At 67.1% G+C, this 17,485-nt stretch carries 18 protein-coding genes; 9 read left to right on the top strand and 9 right to left on the bottom strand.

Going from position 1 to position 17,485, the window contains the following annotated elements:
• Positions 1 to 14: 14 nt before the first annotated feature.
• The gene (locus EV648_RS09320; RefSeq protein WP_241994994.1) at positions 15 to 1,745 is read right to left on the bottom strand and encodes a glycosyl hydrolase family 18 protein; all 1,731 of its coding nucleotides are present in this window, start codon (positions 1,743 to 1,745) and stop codon (positions 15 to 17) included.
• A gap of 354 nt (positions 1,746 to 2,099) precedes the next feature.
• Here EV648_RS09320 and ssd point away from each other — a divergent pair, with 354 nt between their 5' ends.
• From ssd to EV648_RS09295, 5 genes are all read left to right on the top strand, one after another.
• Positions 2,100 to 3,146, top strand: a complete 1,047-nt coding sequence (ssd, locus tag EV648_RS09315; protein WP_241994993.1) for a septum site-determining protein Ssd — start codon at positions 2,100 to 2,102, stop codon at positions 3,144 to 3,146.
• A complete protein-coding gene (locus tag EV648_RS09310; protein ID WP_132287715.1) occupies positions 3,143 to 4,306 on the top strand; it encodes a TadA family conjugal transfer-associated ATPase in 1,164 nt (387 codons plus the stop codon). The genes ssd and EV648_RS09310 overlap by 4 nt, the downstream gene beginning before the upstream one ends.
• Before the next feature lie 8 nt (positions 4,307 to 4,314).
• A complete protein-coding gene (locus tag EV648_RS09305) occupies positions 4,315 to 5,160 on the top strand; it encodes a type II secretion system F family protein (protein WP_241994992.1) in 846 nt (281 codons plus the stop codon).
• Between the two features lie 61 nt (positions 5,161 to 5,221).
• Positions 5,222 to 5,989: a type II secretion system F family protein gene (locus tag EV648_RS43920; protein ID WP_241994991.1), complete on the top strand. Its 768-nt coding sequence runs from the start codon at positions 5,222 to 5,224 to the stop codon at positions 5,987 to 5,989.
• Positions 5,990 to 6,071: 82 nt separating this feature from the next.
• On the top strand, positions 6,072 to 6,860 hold the full coding sequence (locus EV648_RS09295) for a DinB family protein (protein WP_132287709.1): 789 nt from the start codon (positions 6,072 to 6,074) through the stop codon (positions 6,858 to 6,860).
• Here the strand turns inward: EV648_RS09295 and EV648_RS09290 are convergent.
• A complete protein-coding gene (locus tag EV648_RS09290; protein ID WP_132287706.1) occupies positions 6,857 to 7,924 on the bottom strand; it encodes a DUF5937 family protein in 1,068 nt (355 codons plus the stop codon). The genes EV648_RS09295 and EV648_RS09290 overlap by 4 nt on opposite strands.
• A gap of 114 nt (positions 7,925 to 8,038) precedes the next feature.
• Between EV648_RS09290 and EV648_RS09285 the strand changes: the two genes are divergently transcribed.
• From EV648_RS09285 to EV648_RS45135, 4 genes are all read left to right on the top strand, one after another.
• Positions 8,039 to 8,878 (top strand): aldo/keto reductase, encoded by an 840-nt coding sequence (locus tag EV648_RS09285; RefSeq protein WP_132287703.1) that lies wholly within the window; start codon positions 8,039 to 8,041, stop codon positions 8,876 to 8,878.
• Positions 8,879 to 8,978: 100 nt separating this feature from the next.
• Positions 8,979 to 9,188, top strand: a complete 210-nt coding sequence (locus EV648_RS09280) for a DUF4244 domain-containing protein (RefSeq protein ID WP_132287700.1) — start codon at positions 8,979 to 8,981, stop codon at positions 9,186 to 9,188.
• 82 nt (positions 9,189 to 9,270) lie between these two features.
• Positions 9,271 to 9,741, top strand: coding sequence for a TadE family type IV pilus minor pilin (locus EV648_RS09275; RefSeq protein WP_132287697.1), 471 nt, complete (start codon positions 9,271 to 9,273; stop codon positions 9,739 to 9,741).
• Positions 9,738 to 10,124, top strand: a complete 387-nt coding sequence (locus tag EV648_RS45135) for an Rv3654c family TadE-like protein (protein WP_132287694.1) — start codon at positions 9,738 to 9,740, stop codon at positions 10,122 to 10,124. The genes EV648_RS09275 and EV648_RS45135 overlap by 4 nt, the downstream gene beginning before the upstream one ends.
• A gap of 75 nt (positions 10,125 to 10,199) precedes the next feature.
• On the opposite strand, the gene EV648_RS09265 is transcribed toward EV648_RS45135, so the two are convergent.
• The 7 genes from EV648_RS09265 to EV648_RS09235 all read right to left on the bottom strand — a co-directional run bounded on the left by EV648_RS09265 (position 10,200) and on the right by EV648_RS09235 (position 17,061).
• Positions 10,200 to 10,607, bottom strand: a complete 408-nt coding sequence (locus EV648_RS09265) for an NYN domain-containing protein (RefSeq protein ID WP_132287691.1) — start codon at positions 10,605 to 10,607, stop codon at positions 10,200 to 10,202.
• 67 nt (positions 10,608 to 10,674) lie between these two features.
• On the bottom strand, positions 10,675 to 11,295 hold the full coding sequence (locus EV648_RS09260) for a response regulator transcription factor (protein ID WP_132288693.1): 621 nt from the start codon (positions 11,293 to 11,295) through the stop codon (positions 10,675 to 10,677).
• A gap of 204 nt (positions 11,296 to 11,499) precedes the next feature.
• A complete protein-coding gene (locus tag EV648_RS09255) occupies positions 11,500 to 12,750 on the bottom strand; it encodes a CehA/McbA family metallohydrolase (RefSeq protein ID WP_132287686.1) in 1,251 nt (416 codons plus the stop codon).
• A gap of 10 nt (positions 12,751 to 12,760) precedes the next feature.
• Positions 12,761 to 13,852 carry an ABC transporter ATP-binding protein gene (locus tag EV648_RS09250; RefSeq protein ID WP_132287683.1) on the bottom strand — a complete coding sequence of 364 codons (1,092 nt, stop codon included), beginning with the start codon at positions 13,850 to 13,852 and terminating at the stop codon, positions 12,761 to 12,763.
• A 40-nt stretch (positions 13,853 to 13,892) separates the two neighbouring features.
• Entirely contained in the window at positions 13,893 to 14,714 is an 822-nt protein-coding gene (locus EV648_RS09245; RefSeq protein ID WP_132287680.1) for a carbohydrate ABC transporter permease, read from the bottom strand.
• Entirely contained in the window at positions 14,711 to 15,634 is a 924-nt protein-coding gene (locus tag EV648_RS09240) for a carbohydrate ABC transporter permease (protein WP_132190342.1), read from the bottom strand. Before EV648_RS09240 ends, EV648_RS09245 begins: the two co-directional genes overlap by 4 nt.
• Positions 15,634 to 17,061 (bottom strand): extracellular solute-binding protein, encoded by a 1,428-nt coding sequence (locus tag EV648_RS09235; RefSeq protein WP_132287677.1) that lies wholly within the window; start codon positions 17,059 to 17,061, stop codon positions 15,634 to 15,636. Before EV648_RS09235 ends, EV648_RS09240 begins: the two co-directional genes overlap by 1 nt.
• Positions 17,062 to 17,485 lie beyond the last annotated feature (424 nt).

The following is a 17,485-nucleotide window of genomic DNA, read 5'->3' as shown; positions in this document are numbered from 1 at the left end:
TGGGCGGTACGTGATCAGACTCGTCCCCAGAGCGCGGGGACGTTCGGCGGTTCCCAGCCGGTCAGCGAGGTGTGGCCCTGGATGCACCGGTAGGTGACGCCGTTGTAGGACACCAGCGAGCCGGTCGCGTACGCCGTGTTGGGCGCCCACGGGGTCGCCGTCGGCGGGGTGGTCGGCGGCGTGGTCGGGGGTGTCGTGGGAGGAGTGGTGGGCGGGGTGGTCGGCGGCGTTGTGGGAGGCGTCGTCGGCGGTGTGGTGGGCGGGGTGGTCGGCGGAGGGCCGCTGCAGCCGGGGGTCTCCGCGTTGACCGAGTTGACGACCGCGTTGAACAGGGTCGCGTTCGTGTCCAGCGCCTCGAGGGAGTACATCATCGCGCCGGCCAGGCCGTTGCAGTGCTGGTAGTCGGCCTTCTCCTTGATCGAGCGGGCGTTGTCCCCGGTCCAGAAGGTGCCGCCGCTGTAGAACCATGACGACTTGGTGGCGTCGTCGAAGAATGTCGAGGACGGGTTGTCGACGAAGCCGGTGAGCTCCTTGTAGAAGGAGACGCCCGGCACGTTGCCACTCAATGCATGGCCGTCCGCCGGCCCGGTGGCCGTCTGGTACTTGCCGTTGGCCGTGGCTGGAACACCCTTCCATCCCCTGTAGTAGAAGGGATACCCGATGGTCATCTTGTTCGCCGGGAAGCCGCCGGGGATGCCGTACGTCGGATCACCGGTGGTCCAGGCCTTCACCGCGCCGTCGACGGAGTACTTCGCAGTACCGGGCGGGATCGGCGTACTCGGGTCGTTCGGCGCCTGGTAGAGCGGGTCCTGGAAGTTCGTCGGCCCGGTGGCGTCCCAGCCGCCGTGCATGTCGTACGTCATCACGTTGTTGTAGTCGAGGTACTGGCCGATCTTGTTCGTCTCGATCGTGGCGATCTTGTCCTGCCCGGCCGGAGTGGCCGCGGTCAGCCACATCCGCCGGCCGACGCTGTTGCCGTAGGCATCGAGCTGGGCGCGGAGCTCGGCCAGCAGCAGGGTGAAGTTCTGTTTGTCCGCGGGGCTGTAGTGGTTGCCGACGTGGCCGTTCGGCGAGCCCGGGTACTCCCAGTCGATGTCGATGCCGTCGAAGATGCCGGCCGCGCTGCCGGGACCGCCGAAGCCGTCGACCATCGGCAGGTCGCCCTTGAGGAACATGGTCACGCAGGAGCTGACGAAGGTCTTGCGCTTGGCATCGGTGGAGGCCGCGTCGGAGAAGTACTTCGAGTAGGTCCAGCCGCCGATCGAGATCAGGATCTTGAGGTTCGGGTACCTCGCCTTCAGCTTCTTCAGCTGGTTGAAGTTGCCCTGGATCGGCTGGTTCCAGACGTCACCGACACCGTCGACGCTGATGTCCGCGCCGTACGACTTGCCGTAGTCCGCGAACGCGTCACCCGCGCCGTCACCGGCGTTCGGGTTGTTCTCGTCCTGCGAGGCGGCCTTGTTCGCCATGAAGCAGGTGTGACTCGTCGGGTGGATGTTCGCGAAGGCGTAGTTCAGGAAGTCGAGCTTGCTCGCCATCCCGGTGGTGATCATGTTCTTCGGGTAGAAGCCGTTCGCGTAGATGCCCCACTGGGTGAAGTAGGCCGTCTTCACGCCACCGCTGGTGGCTGCGGGCGCGGCTTGGACTTTGTCTGGTGGTCCGGCGGCGACGGAGATGCCGGCGACGGCTATCAGGGCGGTGGCGGCGACTCCGGCCGCTGCGGCGAGGGTGCGCATTCGACTCATTGGGCGGTCCTCCGGTAGGAGCTGAGCAGTGCACGGTTGTCCAGCTGGTGTCCACGAGTGGACGAGTTCGGAGCGTTCCGGAAGAAAACTTAGTTAAGGACGCTTCGAAACGAACCGTAGCCCTTCACCGCGCTGAGGTCGCCGGGTCGCGATGGCGGATTGCCGCTCCTGACGGATATCCGACAGTTCTCCACAGGTCTTGGGCTCGTCACTGCCGGCGCCCAAAACAACGGCACTTTCTCCGGCATGGACAACATTTCCTCTTCGCCTTCGCCGCCTTCCTCTCCGTCGTCCTCCTTGCCCTCCTGGTCGTCCGCGTCGTCAGCCGCTGCGGGCCCGGGCTCTGCCGTCCTGTTGGCCACCGCCGACGAGTTGTTGCTCGACGACCTCCTGCGGCTCGCCGCCGCGGCCGAGGTCGTTCCGCGAGTGGAGCGCGACCTGCTGGGCCTACGCCGCAACTGGCAGTCCACCTCGCTCGTGGTCGTCGGCCAGGACCTGGTCGAACCCCTAGGCCGTACCCAACCGGTACGCCGCTCAGGTGTCGTCGTGGCCGGCGTGGATCCCGACGACGGCGAGGTCTATCGGCGCGCGCTCGCGATCGGCGCCGAGGGAGTGTTCCTGTTGCCCGATACGGAGGGCGCTCTGGGCGACAAGTTCGCGGACGCTCTGGACGGTGGTGTCCGCACTGCCGTCACCCTCGCCTTCGTCGGCGGGTGTGGGGGAGCAGGCGCGACGACCTTGGCATCGGCCGTCGCGGTGACCTCGAGCAGGCGTGGTCTTCGGACGATGCTGATCGATGGAGATCCACTGGGTGGCGGGATCGATCTCGTCTTGGGAAGCGAGAGCGGTCTCGGTACGCGATGGCCCGGGCTGCTCAACGCGGCGGGCCGGGTGAGCGCGGCGGCTCTCCGTTCCGCACTCCCGCTGATCGACGGACTCGCGGTGCTGTCGTGGGATCGAGGTGATGTCGCCGCCCTGCCGCCCGAGGCCATGCGTTCCGTGCTTGGCGCGGCCCAACGCAGCAGTGATCTGGTCGTCGTGGACCTTCCTCGCCGACCTGATCCCGCCGCTGAGGAAGCGTTCGTCCGCGCGACCGCCACGCTGGTGGTGGTGCCTCGCGACGTACGTTCTTGCGCCGCGGCGGCTCGTTTGGTCGCGCCGCTTCGCGAGGTTGCTAACGACCTGCGAGTTGTCGCGCGCGAGCCTGGACTCAACGGCCTGTCGGCGATCGATGTCGCGGATCACTTGTCGCTACCGCTGGCGGCGAAGCTGAGTGTCGAGAAAGACCTGCCGACGGTGATGGATCAGGGCCGCTTCGATCCACGGCCACGGGGAGCTCTCGGCCGAGCTGCGTCGGAGCTGCTCGATCTGTTCGGGCTCTACGGATTGATGGCAGCATGAAGTGGCTCGATGGCGGGGCGAGCGTCCCTGTCGATCTCCTCGAACGAGTCCGTGGAACCCTTGCTGCACAGGGATCCGAGCCAACCCCGGCACGGGTCGCCGCTGCCCTCCGAGTGGATGGCGCGGTCTTTGGCGACTCCACCGTGCTGGCTGTCGTAGCTGCCCTACGGCGTGAGGCTCTTGGTGCCGGTCCACTCGACGGACTCCTCTCGGAACCAGGAATCACCGACATCCTCGTCAACGGCCCGAACGAGGTCTACGTCGACCGCGGCTCCGGCCTCGAACGGATCGCCCTTCGAACCGGCGACGAGTCAGCAGTCAGACGCCTGGCCACCCGCCTCGCGGCCGCAGCCGGCCGCCGCCTGGACGACGCAACTCCCTACGTGGACGTCCGCCTGGCCGACGGGACTCGGTTCCACGCCGTTCTCTCACCGGTAGCGGCGCCAGGGACCTGCCTGTCTCTGCGGGTCCCTTCGCGCAAGGTCTTCGGCCTGGAAGACCTGGTCGCCTGCGGGTCGCTTCCTCCTGCTGGCGTAGGTGTACTGCGGGACTTGCTTGATGCCCGACTCGCCTTCTTGATCAGTGGAGGCACCGGCACAGGCAAGACAACTTTGTTGAATTCCCTGCTGTCCTTGGTGAGCACCTCTGAACGGCTGGTCCTGGTCGAAGACGCGAGCGAGCTCCGCCCCGAACACCCGCACGTGGTCCGCCTGGAAGCCCGTCCGCCCAATGTCGAAGGCACTGGCGAGATCACGTTGCGAGACCTGGTCCGCCAGGCCCTGCGAATGCGCCCTGACCGCCTGGTGGTCGGCGAGGTTCGAGGCGCGGAGGTGGTCGACCTCCTCAGCGCGTTGAACACCGGCCACGAGGGCGGCTGCGGCACAGTCCACGCGAACTCCGCATCCGACGTACCAGCCCGCCTGGAAGCTCTAGGCGCCCTGGCCGGCCTGACCCGCGACGCCCTCCACAGCCAGATCTCGTCTGCCTTGCAAGCGGTCATCCACCTGATCCGCACCCCCGACGGCCAACGCCGAGTCGCCGAGATCCGAACAATCACCCGCCTCCCCAACGGCCAAGCCACCACCGTCCCCGCCGTCGAATTCCTCCCCGACAACACCCTGAAACTCCACAACCCCAACCTCCTCCCCGGAGCAGCCTGATGCCAGTGATGGCCAGTCTGCTGGCCTTCCTAGCTGCCGTGGCCACCTTCTCCAACCCCACCCGAGGAATCCACCGCCTGAATGCCACTCCCAAACCCAACACCCTCGGCGACAGCGTGATCGAACGCCGCAAGGTGCTCTCGATCGGCGCCCCCGACCTCACCCGAACCGCCGGGCGCCGCTTGATCATCATCGCGGCACTAGTCGCCATCGGCATCTTCCTGGCCGCATCGGCGGGGCCATCGATCATCATCTCGACAGTCGCCATTGCCGCAGTCCTCGCCCTGATACTCACCCAACGCGCACGTCAAGCCCGCCAAAGAGCCACCACGAGCAGACGAGCGGCAGTCATCGAAGCGTGCGACGTCCTCTCCGCAGACCTAACCGCGGGCCGTCCACCCGCCGACGCCTTGGAAGCCGCCGCCACCATCTGCCCAGATCTACAAGTCGCCTCAGCCGCTGCCAAACTGGGCGGCGACGTACCAGCCGCTCTGGAGCTAGCCGCCGAATCTCCAGGAGCAGAAGGCCTAAAGGCCCTCTCCGCCGCCTGGCGAGTAGCCGAAGAATCCGGCGCCGCCTTCGCCCTGATCACCGAACGCCTCGCCGACTCCCTCCGAGCCGACGAAGCCATCCGTCGTCAAATCACCGCCAACCTGGCCGGCACCCGAGCAACCGCCCGCCTCCTAGCCGCCCTCCCCCTCTTCGGCACAGCCCTCGGCTACGCGATCGGCGCCCACCCCCTCGCCTTCCTCCTGACCACCCCCCTCGGCTACCTCTGCCTCCTAACCGGCCTCCTCCTAACCGCCCTAGGCCTCCACTGGACCACCACCCTCACCACCAAAGCCACCCCCTAGCCCGCCCGCACCAGACCATCCGGCTACCCACCCGTGTCGACTGTCCTTGGGAGTTCTGATCATGCGAGAGCCAAGCCTGCTAATGCCGGCGCTTGCGGCGGCAGTCGCAGTCGCGTTCCTCTTGCCCGGCCGTCCAGGACCTCGACGGCTCGGCAGAAGGCGTACGGTCCTCTCCGACTGGCAACTGCCGGGCCTCCTCAAGGCGAAGCAAGTGCCGCCCAAGACCCGACGGATGCATCGGGCGGCGGCAACAGCAGCGTCGGCAGGGCTGCTTCTCCTGCTCGGCATCCCGTGGGGAATGCTGCTAGCGCCCGTTGCCTTCGTCGGCATCCCCATCGCCCTGAGCCGCCTGGAACCGGCCGCAGCTCGACAGCGCACGGCTCGCATAGTCGCCGAACTACCACTGGCAGTGGATCTCCTCGCCGCCTGCCTGCGAGCCGGTCGCCCACCACAGGCCGCGATCGGCATAGTCGGCACTGCTCTAGGCGGCCCACTCGCCAACCTCTTCAATGAAGTCGAGCACCACCTCAACCTCGGCGCCGACCCGATCGACGCCTGGTCCTGCCTCATCGCCGAACCAGCCTGCGCCACCTTCGCCCGCACAACCCAACGGGCACTCCGTTCAGGCGCACCCCTCGCCAAGACCCTCGAACGTCAAGCCGACGACACCCGCCAAGCCCGCCGCTGGTCCGCCGAAGAACAAGCCCGAGCGGTCGAGTCCCGCTCCGTCGTACCACTGGGCCTCTGCTTCCTCCCCGCTTTCGTGGTCCTCGGCATCGTCCCCACCATCGCCGGCTCCCTCGCCGGCATCCTCGATCTCTTTGCCTGAAGCAACGAATTTCCAGCTGCAAGACCTGGCGAAGGTTGTCCGGGTTGTTGTCGCCGGCTGACTGATCCGTGAGAATGGCGCGATGGCAGCTCAGTACGGTCCCCACCGGTGGTCGGCCGGGTATCACGCCGACGACCAGCCCGACGCATTCCGCGGCGCGAAGTTCACCGTCACCGACCTCAGCGGCGCAAGGTTCGTCGACTGCGACCTGAGTCAGGTCAAGATCGTCGACTCCTGGCTCGTCGGCGTCGACATCTCCGGCTACATCGACAACCTCGTCATCAACGGCGTGGACGTCACCGAGTACGTCGCCACCGAGTTCGCGCGGCGGCACCCCGAGCGGGTGCAGTTGGAGCAGGTGCGCACAGCCGACGACTTCCGCGCGATGTGGGAGACCGTCGAGGGCCTCTGGACCGCCACGGTCGCCCGAGCCGAACGCTTACCCGAAGAGGCCCGTCACGAACGGGTCGACGACGAGTGGTCCTTTGTCGAGACGATGCGCCACCTTGTCTTCATCACGGACTCCTGGGCCAGCCGGACGATCCTCGACCAGGAGTTGCCGTACCACCGACTCGCCCTCCCGCAGACCGCCTACAACCCCACGGACGCGGCCGCCCTCGGCATGGAGGTCGACGCGCGCCCGTCGTACGACGAGGTGATGGCAGCGCGCGCCGACCGCATGTCCATGATCCGCGGAATCCTCACCGATCTCACCGATTCGGACCTCGGCCGCATCTGCACCCGCACCCCGGCGCCCGGTTATCCCGAGGAGGACCGCCCCGTCTGGGAGTGCCTCGCAGTGGTCATGGATGAAGAGTGCGAGCACCACCGCTTCGCAGTACGGGATCTGGCGATCCTGGAGGCTCGCTAGCCAGACTCGGGTTGATCGGCGGCCTCGAGCAGGGCCTCCGCCACAGAGGTTCGCGCGTAGAGCACCACTCGCCCGACGCGGTGAGGAGTGACGAGGCCGCCCGATCGGAGCGCGCCCAGGTGCTGCGACACCCCGCCTGCGGTCAGCCCCGTACGCCGGGCCAGCTCAGTAGTCGATCGAGGCGTGTCCAGCTGAGAGAGCAACTCCGCCCGAGATCGACCCAGTACTGCGCTGACGCCGGCTGAGGCGGTTCTCGAAGAGTCGTTCCACAGCGTGGCGACACCACGGGCCGGATAGGTGAGCGTGGGCTGCCACGGCGGGATTGTGCTCGAGTACACCATCGGCCAGACGAAGGCGGACGGCGTCAACAACAACCCCTCGCCCGAGAGATTCCGCAGCCCCTTGAAGCGGCGATGCTTGATGTGCAGAGCCCCGTCGCGCCATTTGACGGACTCGGCGAGATCCTCGAACAGCCCGGCGGGACCTGCCTGTCCCAGCCGCCGCCCGCGATAGAGCACATCCCCTTCGAGCAGCGCGCGGATCCTTCCCCAATGCGAAGCCATCGCCAACTCCCAGTACGCCTCGACCTGGTCGGCCAGGCGACTCATCCCGGCGTCCGGATCCGCGTAGAGGTCGGCAACTGCCTCGGTCGGCAGATCTTCCGCTCGCGCCGATCGGAGCCGGCGCGGTACCGACGCTTCCTCGAGCGACCCGATGGGATGCGTCCGCGCATAGGCAAGAACATCGAGATCGGCGCGGACCTGCTCGGCCGGCACCCGCCTCATCGCACTCAGATCGGTGGCGAGATCCGGTACTGCGCTCTGCGGCGGCGGTGTGAGGAAGTCCGCCAGGTACCAGGCGCCCGGATCGATGAGATCGAAGAGCAACTCGAGCTCGACCCCGGCCCGGGCGATCCGATCCTTCGTCGTGCGCGCCCACTCCTGGTGGAAGGTCTGTGCGCGCGGAGTCTTCAGAAGGCGGATGCTCGCCACCGTCTCCCACAACGGCGACACAGCCAGTCTCGTCCGCGCCAGATCCTCCACCGTGAACGTGATCGTCAGCATCTGCCCGTCCAGAGTCGATTCAGCTCAGACTAAATCATTTCGAGTCACTCTCCGATCGGCCCGAGCATGGCGGGGCGTCGTGCGCGGATGGCGCTGGAGAGATGGAGCAGTCAGATGACCATTGAAGCGACACTGAAGATCGGCGAGTTAACCGTTCGCAGGTTGGGGTTCGGCGCCATGCGGCTCACGGGCTACCGGCCGGAACCAGACCGCACCCAGGCGGTCCAGGTGGCGCGGCGAGCCGTCGAGCTCGGCGTCACTTTCATCGACACCGCCGACGCCTACGGTATCGGCGCCAACGAGGAACTCCTCGCCGAAGCACTACATCCGTACGCCGAAGACCTGGTGATCGCGACCAAGATCGGGCACACCCGCCCTTCGCCGGGCGAGTGGAAGCCGGTAGGTCGCCCGGAGTACCTGCGGCAAGCTGCTGAGCTGTCACTGCGACGGCTGAAGATCGAGCGGATCGACTTGTTGCAACTGCATCGGATCGATCCGGCGGTTCCTCTCGCGGATCAGCTCGGCGCCTTGGCGCAGCTTCGGCAGGAGGGCAGGGTCCGGCACCTCGGCTTGTCGGAGGTGACCGTAGAGCAGTTGGAGGAGGCGCGCCGGATGATCGACGTAGTCAGCGTGCAGAACCGGTACAACCTGACTGATCGGGAGCATGAGTCCGTTCTCGACTATTGCACGCAAGAGGGAATCGCCTTTATTCCTTGGTTTCCGATCGCCAACGGCAGTCACGCAACCTCTGTGGAACTGGCTGAGATGGCGGCTGAACTGGACGCGACTCCGGCCCAGGTGTCGCTGGCCTGGCTGTTGCATCGCTCGCCGGTCGTGGTTCCTATCCCGGGGACGAAGTCGGAGGCGCACCTGACCGAGAACGTGGCAGCCGCGCAGCTCCGGCTCTCCGCTGATCAGCTGGCGAGGCTGACGTCGATGGGCGGGCGGCGCTAGTTGTCCCCAGGTTGAAAACTCCTTTTCTACAAGGGCTTTGGCGACGGCACCTTTCTAGTAAGCCGTCCGGATCAGCCGGCGGCAGATCAGGAGGTTCGACATGTCCAAGGCGCTGGTAGCCGTCCGCCGCTTCCGCAACCCCGACGAACGCGGAGCCGCCACCGCGGAGTACGCGGTGAGCATCGTGGCGGCCTGCGGTTTCAGTGGCATCCTCATCGCGCTGCTCAAGTCGAGCACGGTGATGTCATTGCTCAAGGCAATCATCAACTACGCCCTCAAGTCCGCCGGTATCGACGGCGTCCAGATCTGACCACCCTCCTCGCTCCGGCCGCGGCATCCCCCTCAACGCCGCGGCCGGCGCGGTGGACCCACGATCCTCGAGGAGCCACGCCATGCGCACAGCCGACCACCCGACCAACTCCCGTACGCCGGACCGAGCTGTCCGGCCTCCCCGCGTACGACGGCGCCGGGGTGACCACGGCACGGTGACTGCCGAGGTCGCGATCCTCCTGCCGGTGCTGGTGGGCGTCATGATTCTCGGCCTCTCGATGGTCGGCGTGGTGACGGCCAACATCCGCTGCATCGACGCAGCCCGGGACGCCGCCCGCGCAACAGCCAGAGGCGAACCACTCGGGTCAGCCCAACAGTTGGGTCAACGCGCCGCACCACCCGATTCCACTGTCACGATCACCCAGCAAGACGCCGAGGTCCACGTCCTCGTCACCTCGAAACCCCACCTCCGCTTGCCTGTAGTAGGCGGTCTCCTGGAGATCCCGGTGAGAGCGGAGGCCACGGTTCAGACCGAGCCCGGCACCCAGACCGAGCCGGGTGCCCAGCCCGAACAGATGACGGTCGGGCAATGAAGGCGCGGCCGGATGCCTTCGGTAAGCGGAGACGGAGCAGGGACGAGCGCGGCAGCGGGACGATCTTGGCGCTCGGCATCGCGATGGTGCTGCTCGGAGCGGGAGCGGTAGGAGTTCTCTGGGCAGGAATCTCGGTAGGAATTCATCGAGCAGCCTCGGCCGCCGACCTGGTTGGCTTGAGTGCTGCCCAAGCGCTGCAATCGGGGGATGACCCCTGTGAGACGGCACAACGGATCGCAACCAACCACCGGGTGGAGTTGAAGAGGTGCGAGGTAGAAGGCGAAACCGTCTCGGTAGTGGTCGGCGTACAACTACGACTAGGCGCGCTCGGCACACCGACCCTCACCAGGCCTGCACGAGCAGGCCCGATCGGCACGCCCTGAACGCCCCCATCGCCGGTCCACACGTCGGGCTCGAATCGAGGTCGCCGGGGCCGAGTCCGTGGAGATCTCGGCGAACTACGACTCGATGCGGTCCCAGAGCCAGCGGGGGCCGACTGTGGTGGCGCCGTAGGCCTCGACTCGCTCGCGGAGGCCGCGGTCGGCGGTGACGACGGTGATCTGGCGGTTGTTGTCCTCTTCGACAGCCGCTGCCACCACCCCGACGATCGCGTCGTCTCCAGATCCGTCGGCCAACACCACGCGCACACCCTGGAGGTCAGGCTTGTCACTCTCGACCGCGGCTCGTGCCGCACCCTCGAGCACCACAGTCACCTCGACCGGTACCTCGAGCCGGAACGGAAGAACGGTCAGTTTCTGCAGTAGTCTCCGCGCGGCTCCAGCACGATCACGCCACCACCCATCGGGCCGCGACCCCACTACGTTCGCGGCATCCACCACAACCAGCCGACCCTCGTCACCCGTCACCCCCTCAGTCTCCACCTTCCCCGGGGCACGGTACGCAGGAGCATTACGAGCAAGAGGCGCTGGCAGGTCAGTCGAGGAGCCAGCCGTTGCGTTCGGCAATGGAGATGGCGTCGGCTCTGGTTCGGGCTCCCGTTTTGCCGATGGCGGACCAGAGGCGGGTTCGGACCACGCGTTCGGAGACGTCCAGCTTTCTGGCCATGAGTGCGACAGAACCACCTTCGCGAGCTGCGCGGAGGGTTCGCGTCTCGCCCTCGTTCAGGGGTGTGTCGGCGTACTGCAGGGTCTCCGCGGCCAGGTTTGCGTCGACGACACGGAGGCCGAGGTGGACGCGGCGTACGGCGTCGGCGAGTTGCGGCGCGGGACTGCCCTTGAGGGCGAAGCCCTTCGCGCCGGCTTCGAGGCCGCGGCGGAGGTGAACCGGCCGGCCATAGGTGGTGAGCATGACTACGCGGCACTCCGGCATCGAGGTGCGGAGTTCGGTGGTGACGTTGATGCTGTCGTACCCGGGACCGCCGGCGTCGAGCAGCGCCACGTTCGCGCGGTGCCGCTTGGCGGCGGTCACGACGTCGTCGGTGCGCTTGAGTTCGGCGACGATCTCCAGATCCCGCTCGCGTTCCAGACCGCTTCTGAGGACGCCTCGGCTGAGGATCTGGTCATCGACCAGCAGCAGCCGGATGCGGTCGGGCAAATGAGCCTCCGGGGTGTCCGTCCGGGCGCCGGGGAAGTGCGTCCGGGAGGAGTGAGCAGGACTTCGGTTCCAGATCATGAAGCCCCCAAACTCGCCCCGTCCACATCAACGCGGTATCTCTACCAGATTGCGACCAGATCGCGACCCACCCACCACCCACCCCGCCCGAACCGCCAACCCGCCCTGCCATCACAACAAACTCGGTTAGTTGGCGATGGAGATGAAGGTGCCCGTGTGGTCGACGAGGACGTGGCCGCCGGGGGTGTGGGCGGGGAGGGTTTCGTGGGAGGTGCGGATGGGGTGGCGGGTGCCTTCCGGGGTGATGAGGACGGTGTTGGGGGCGCCCAGAACTACGAACTCGTCCGCGTTGCGGAGGACGACCGGGCCGTTGTAGCCGGCGGAGATGGCAGTGCGACCAGCGGCCAGGCCTTCCAGTACTGCGGTGGGGAGTTCGTCGGGGCCTTCGGCGGCGGCGTCGATGGCGATCCAGGTGGTCGGGGTGCCGGGCGGGGTCAGGGAGGTGGGGTTGTGCCAGTCGCTGCCGCCGATGGGAATGGTGTTGGAGAGGCCCCAGGCTTCCCACCAGGCGACGGGACCGCCCCAGCGACGGTCGAGCCAGGAGCAGTGCCAGATCTCGGCCAGCGCGGGGCGCTCGGACAGTGGCTGCCGCCAGGAGCAGTCGCCGCCGAGCGGGTGGTTGATCGAGAGCAGGCCGCCGCGCCGGGCGACCTCCGAGACCCAGGTGGACGCCGGGCGGCGGAAGTCGATCACGCCGATGGCGCCAAACGCGTTCGCGTGCCCCGACTCCGTCGTCACCTCCTGCCCCGGGATGAGCCCGATGCCGAACTGGCGACTCAGTCCAGGCAGCTCCAGGTGATGCGCCTCGGTGTTGTGGTCGGTGATCGCCAGGACATCAAGACCAGCCGACACCCCGAGCGCGGCGAGGTTCGCGATCGGGGTCGACCCGTCGGAGTGCAACGAGTGCGCGTGGAAGTCACCCGCCACCCACCGAAGCCCATCCGCGGCCGGAAGTTCCCGCCGCGGCGGACGAGCCGGTACGCCGACAGCAGCCGTCGCCGCGGCGTACTCGGCAAGCCCGGGGATCACCGACACAGGACCAGTGGCCGCCTCGACGACGAGTTCGACGCCTTCGACGGGCACCCGGTGCAGGCCGATCACCACCCACCAGACACCCGCTTCGAGCTCACCGGCGAGGTAGCCGGGAGTGGCCGCAGTAGGGGTGATCGCGAAGGACCGCCGAGCACCTCCGGACCAACCACGCCAGCCACCGGCACCTTCGCAGCCGAGGTCGATCACCGCGCCCTCGACGTCGGGCACGGTCAGGGTGACGGACAGGCCGTCGCAGCCCGGCGGGATGTCGACCGGCAGCGAATGCCAGACCGAAGCAGCCCGGTCATCGAGAGTCCAGCGTTGCCGGTAAGTCGTGACAGCCATCAGCAGACCATCAACCGACCGGGGCAGGCTGCCGAGCCAGCAGTTCGCCCGACTCCTTGTCGTAGAGCAGCACCCGGGACTCGGAAGCGGTCAGCACCACAGTCGCACCCGGATCCGGCTCGTCCTCCTCAGGCACCGTGACCCCGATCAGCGTTCCATCGCACTCGACGCTGACCAAGGACTGCGTCCCCAGGTTCTCCGCGACCACCACCGAGCCGCGGATCGACGGACCGGACACGTCCCCGATCGACAGCGTCAGGTACTCCGGCCGCACACCGACCGTCACCTCCGCACCGACCGGCACGGAACCAGTAGCCGCAGGCAACGATCCGCCGGCGATCGACACGGAGCCACCGGAAGCGACCGAACCGGTCAGCAGGTTCATCGGCGTGGATCCGATGAAGTTCGCCACGAAGGTGTTCGCCGGCCGGGCGAAGACCTCGCGCGGGCTGCCCAGTTGACGGAGCTTGCCGGACTGCATCACCGCGATCCGGTCAGCCAGTGCGAGCGCCTCGGCCTGGTCGTGGGTGACGAAGACCGTGGTGATGCCCAGGTCCTTCTGCAGCTTCTTCAGGAACGTCCTGGCCTCCAGTCGCAACCGCGCGTCGAGGTTGGACAGCGGCTCGTCGAGCAGCAGCACCTTGCCCTTGGACGCGATCGCCCGGGCCAGCGCGACCCGTTGCTGCTGACCGCCGGAGAGCTGCCCGGGCCTGCGTTCGAGTAAGCCCTGCAAGGAGAGTTCACCTGAGGTCCGCTCCGCGACCGCCGTACGCGTCGCGGGCGCGACCCGGCGTACCTTCAGCGGGTAGGTGATGTTCTCCGACACGGTCATGTGCGGGAACAAGGCGTAGTCCTGGAAGACCATCGCCACGCCGCGCTTGCCCGGTTCGAGGCGAGTCACGTCCGCGGAGTCGATCCGTACCGTGCCCTCGCTCGCGGGCTCCAGTCCCGCGATCGTGCGCAGCAGCGTCGTCTTCCCGCACCCGGACGGACCGAGCAGGGCGAAGAACTCGCCGTGGGCCACGGTCAGGTCCAGCCCGTCGACGGCGCGGACGCCGTTCGGGTAGACAGTCGCCAGGCCTTCGATGTCGATGCCCGCCATCAGCCCCTCATCACTCCTTGATTCAGCATCACTCCGTGACTCAACTTTTGATCCCTCCGTGAAAGCGGAACCCGTAGCGCGAGTTCACCAACAGGTACAGCACAACGACCGGGATCGAGAACAGCAGCGAGAAGACCGGGATCACGGAGAGGTTGGCGCTGCCGCCCTCGTCGGTGAAGGTCTGCAGCAGTACCGCGCCCGGCTGCTTCTCGATCGACCGGATCAGCAGGAAGGGCACCAGGAAGTTGCCCCACGAGTTCACGAACGCCCAGACCAGGATCGTCGCCAGCCCCGGCCGCGCGACCGGCAGCACCACGTCCCGCAGGATCTGGCCGGTCGAGGCGCCGAACACCCGCGCCGACTCCTCGTACGACTTCGGCACCGCGTCGACGAAGTCCTTCAGGATGAAGATCGCCGCCGGCAACAGGCCACCGGTCATCACCAGCGCGACACCGAACCGCGAGTCGATCAGCCCCAGCTGGAACATCATCACGAAGATCGGCACCATCGCCGCAGTACCGGTGACCACCGACGACAGCAGCAACAGCCCGTACAGCAAGGCGTCCCGGCCCGGGAGCCGGACCCGCGAGAGCGCGTAGCTGGCCAGCGCGGCGAAGGCCGTCACGGCGACGGCGGTGGTGACGCAGATCAGCAGCGAGTTCACCATCGAGTGCATCGCATACGGATGCGCGAGCGTCTCGCGGAAGTTGTCCAGCGTCCAGTCGGGCCAGTGCACACCCAGGCCCGGGGAGGCGTCGAAAGGAGCCGACGCGAGCCACAGCATAGGTACCGCGAAGAACAGCGTGATCGCGCAGATCAGGACGTAGAAGCCGATCCGGCGGACGACATAGGCCGGAGTCACGAGCGCCTCCTCAGCAGCCGCAGGTAGAGCAGTGCCACCAGCAGGTTCGCGATCAGCAGCAGGAACGAGATCGCCGACGAGTAGCCGAGCTCACCACCCTGCAGCGCGACGTTGTAGATGTAGACCGGCACCGTCTCGGACTCGTGGTTCGGTCCGCCCTTGGTGAGCAGGAACGGCGAGAAGTCGTTCGCGGTCCACAGCGAGATCAGGAGCGTGTTCGTGAGCACGTGACCGCGGATGTGCGGGAACACCACGTCCCGCACCGTCTGCCAGCCCGACGCCCCGAACATCCGGGCCGACTCCAGCTGCGACGGTGGCACCGCCTGCAGCGCGGACGAGTAGAGCATCATCGAGAACGCGGTACCCCGCCAGGTGTTGAAGAGCACCAGGCAGACCATCGGGTAGTCGATCAGCCAGGCCGTGCCCTGCGTCCCCAGGATGCTGTTCAGCGTGCCCGTGTCCCGGTCGAAGAACGCGATCCACAGGTAGGCGACCACCGTCGAGGGCAGGATCCAGGCCAGCAGTACGAGCGCCTCGACCGTACGCCGGACCGCCGGGCGGGCGCGGCGCATCGTCCACGCCAGCGCGAAGCCGAGGATGTTCTGCCCGATGACGGCCGAGCCGAGGACGAACAGACACGTGAGCCAGAGCGCGTTGTGGAACAGCGCGTCGTTGAGGGCCTTGGTGTAGTTCGACAGCCCGACGATCGACGGGGAGACGGCCTCGACACCGGTCAACCGGTAGTTCGTGATGCCGATGTAGATCGTCCAGACCGCCGGGAAGACCAGGAAGGCCCCGATCAGCAGCAGGGCCGGCGCGACGAAGCCGAGGGCCCGGGAGATCCCGAGCCCCGCGACGTCCTGGGCCGGACCGCGTACCCGCGCCGGCTGCACCGGCGCGGGTTCGGTCGTGGTCGCCATCAGTTGCTGGAGACCTTGTCCTTGCTGCCGGCAGCAGCCTCGACGGCGGTCTGGTAGCTCTTCGCGGCTGCCTCGGTGGTCTTACCGCCGACCACGTCCGCCGTGGCCTGCTGCAGCGCCGCGGAGATCTTCGGGTACTCCGCCAGGCCCGGCCGGTACTGCGTGACCGGCAGCACCTTGGTGGCGATGAAGTTCAGCATCGGGTCGCCAGCCAGCACCTCGGAGTTGACGTCGCTGCGTTGGGTGATCTTGGCGGCGCCGTTCAGGGAGGCCTTGACCATCTCGGCCGAGTTCATGAACTGCAGCAACTCCCAGGCCTGCTGGGGGAACTTGGTGTTCGGGTTGATCGCGGTCGCGCCGCCGCCGGACATCGAGACGAAGTCCTGGCCCTTCACCCCGCCGCCGGCCTTGCCGGCCGGGATCAGCGCGTAGCCGACCGCGGTGTCGCGGTCCGCCATCTTGGCGACGCCGTCCTTCGGCTCCACCACGCTGCGCCAGAAGTAGTCGCCCTCGAGCAGGATGCCGATCTTGTTCGCGGCGAACTCGGCGAACGACTTGTCCCGGCCCTTGGCCTCACGCTGCAGCACCGGGTCGCCCAGGCCACTGCCGTAGACCTGCTTGTAGAAGTCCAGCACCTGCCGGATCTGCGGGCTGTCGCCCAGCCACTTGCCGTCGGTGTTGATGGTCGCACCGGTGCCCACCAGCAGCGGCAGGATGCCCTGCATGGTGGTCGCCTCGCCCATCGCCGTACCGGCGTTGATCTGGATCGGGGTGACGCCCTGCAGCTTCTTCAGGGCCTGGCCCGCGCTGATGATCTCGTCCCAGGACTTGGGCTGCCAGTCGGCCGGGAGCCCGGCCTGCTGGAAGAGCTTCTTGTTGAAGTAGAGCACCCGGCCGTCCGTACCAGCCGGGACGCCGTACCGCTTGCCCTCGAACATGCCGAGCTGCTGGACGGAGTCCTGGATCTGCTTCCAGCCGTCCCAGTCGTCCACCTTGGCCGTGTCGCCGACGGTGTCGGTGAGGGGCTTGATGTAGCCGGCCTGGGCGAACTCGCCGACCCAGATGCCGTCCACGCTGATCAGGTCCGGGCCGGCCTTGTTCGACAGGCTCAGCGCCAGCTTCTGCTTGTAGACCTCGTCGTCGGACCCGTCACCCTCGAACTTCACGGTGACGTCGACGCCCTTGGCCTTCTGTGCCTCGACGAACTTCGGGATCAGCACGTCCTGGGTGAACTCCGCGCCGGCGCTGTTCTTGCCGCCCTTCACGGAGTTGGCGCCGATCACGAGCTCGACCTTCTTGGCGTCGGCGTTGCGGTTCGCGTCGGTGTCCTCGGAGCCGGAGTCCGACGACCCGAGACAGCCGGTCAGCAGGACGGTGGCGGCGGAGCCGAGAACGGCCAGCCGGGACAAGCGCGAGATACGTCGCATCAGGGGGCTCCTTGCGGGGGGTCAGTGCAGCCAGTGCCGGTACACCTTGGCACTCGGAGCTGACTATGTGAAGACTTTTTAACAGCGGAGCAGAAAACGTTGTCAATTTCCTACCAGCCATCCGTACTGCGGGTCGCCGGTCCGGTACTCTGGGTCGTCGCGCCCACTCCTGGTTGCCCTCGGCTACTTCCCGGAAACGTCCCGGTGCCGTCAAATTGGATGCAGGCGGCAAACATTGCGAAAGAGTCAAAGCTCTCTCGCGCTTGGATCACAAAGAGTAGCTGACTAGGCACATACCGTCACGGTGTCAGGTAGCGTCAAAGCCGATCGGATCACTGGATCGGAGGTGACGGACATGCTTGGCGAACTGCTCCACGACCTTCTCGGTCACTGCCACCACTACTGCCACTGGCACTGCTGGTGG

This window comes from Kribbella sp. VKM Ac-2568, assembly GCF_004345365.1.
Lineage (GTDB): Bacteria > Actinomycetota > Actinomycetes > Propionibacteriales > Kribbellaceae > Kribbella > Kribbella orskensis.
This window is presented reverse-complemented; position numbering and strand designations above follow the sequence as displayed.

Bases quoted from the DNA above. Each gene is read 5' to 3' on its own strand.
- EV648_RS09320 (WP_241994994.1), bottom strand. From the start codon at position 1,745: ATGAGTCGAATGCGCACCCTCGCCGCAGCGGCCGGAGTCGCCGCCACC.
- EV648_RS09310 (WP_132287715.1), top strand. From the start codon at position 3,143: ATGAAGTGGCTCGATGGCGGGGCGAGCGTCCCTGTCGATCTCCTCGAA.
- EV648_RS09305 (WP_241994992.1), top strand. From the start codon at position 4,315: ATGGCCAGTCTGCTGGCCTTCCTAGCTGCCGTGGCCACCTTCTCCAAC.
- EV648_RS43920 (WP_241994991.1), top strand. From the start codon at position 5,222: ATGCGAGAGCCAAGCCTGCTAATGCCGGCGCTTGCGGCGGCAGTCGCA.
- EV648_RS09295 (WP_132287709.1), top strand. From the start codon at position 6,072: ATGGCAGCTCAGTACGGTCCCCACCGGTGGTCGGCCGGGTATCACGCC.
- EV648_RS09290 (WP_132287706.1), bottom strand. From the start codon at position 7,924: ATGCTGACGATCACGTTCACGGTGGAGGATCTGGCGCGGACGAGACTG.
- EV648_RS09285 (WP_132287703.1), top strand. From the start codon at position 8,039: ATGACCATTGAAGCGACACTGAAGATCGGCGAGTTAACCGTTCGCAGG.
- EV648_RS09280 (WP_132287700.1), top strand. From the start codon at position 8,979: ATGTCCAAGGCGCTGGTAGCCGTCCGCCGCTTCCGCAACCCCGACGAA.
- EV648_RS09275 (WP_132287697.1), top strand. From the start codon at position 9,271: ATGCGCACAGCCGACCACCCGACCAACTCCCGTACGCCGGACCGAGCT.
- EV648_RS45135 (WP_132287694.1), top strand. From the start codon at position 9,738: ATGAAGGCGCGGCCGGATGCCTTCGGTAAGCGGAGACGGAGCAGGGAC.
- EV648_RS09255 (WP_132287686.1), bottom strand. From the start codon at position 12,750: ATGGCTGTCACGACTTACCGGCAACGCTGGACTCTCGATGACCGGGCT.
- EV648_RS09250 (WP_132287683.1), bottom strand. From the start codon at position 13,852: ATGGCGGGCATCGACATCGAAGGCCTGGCGACTGTCTACCCGAACGGC.
- EV648_RS09240 (WP_132190342.1), bottom strand. From the start codon at position 15,634: ATGGCGACCACGACCGAACCCGCGCCGGTGCAGCCGGCGCGGGTACGC.
- EV648_RS09235 (WP_132287677.1), bottom strand. From the start codon at position 17,061: ATGCGACGTATCTCGCGCTTGTCCCGGCTGGCCGTTCTCGGCTCCGCC.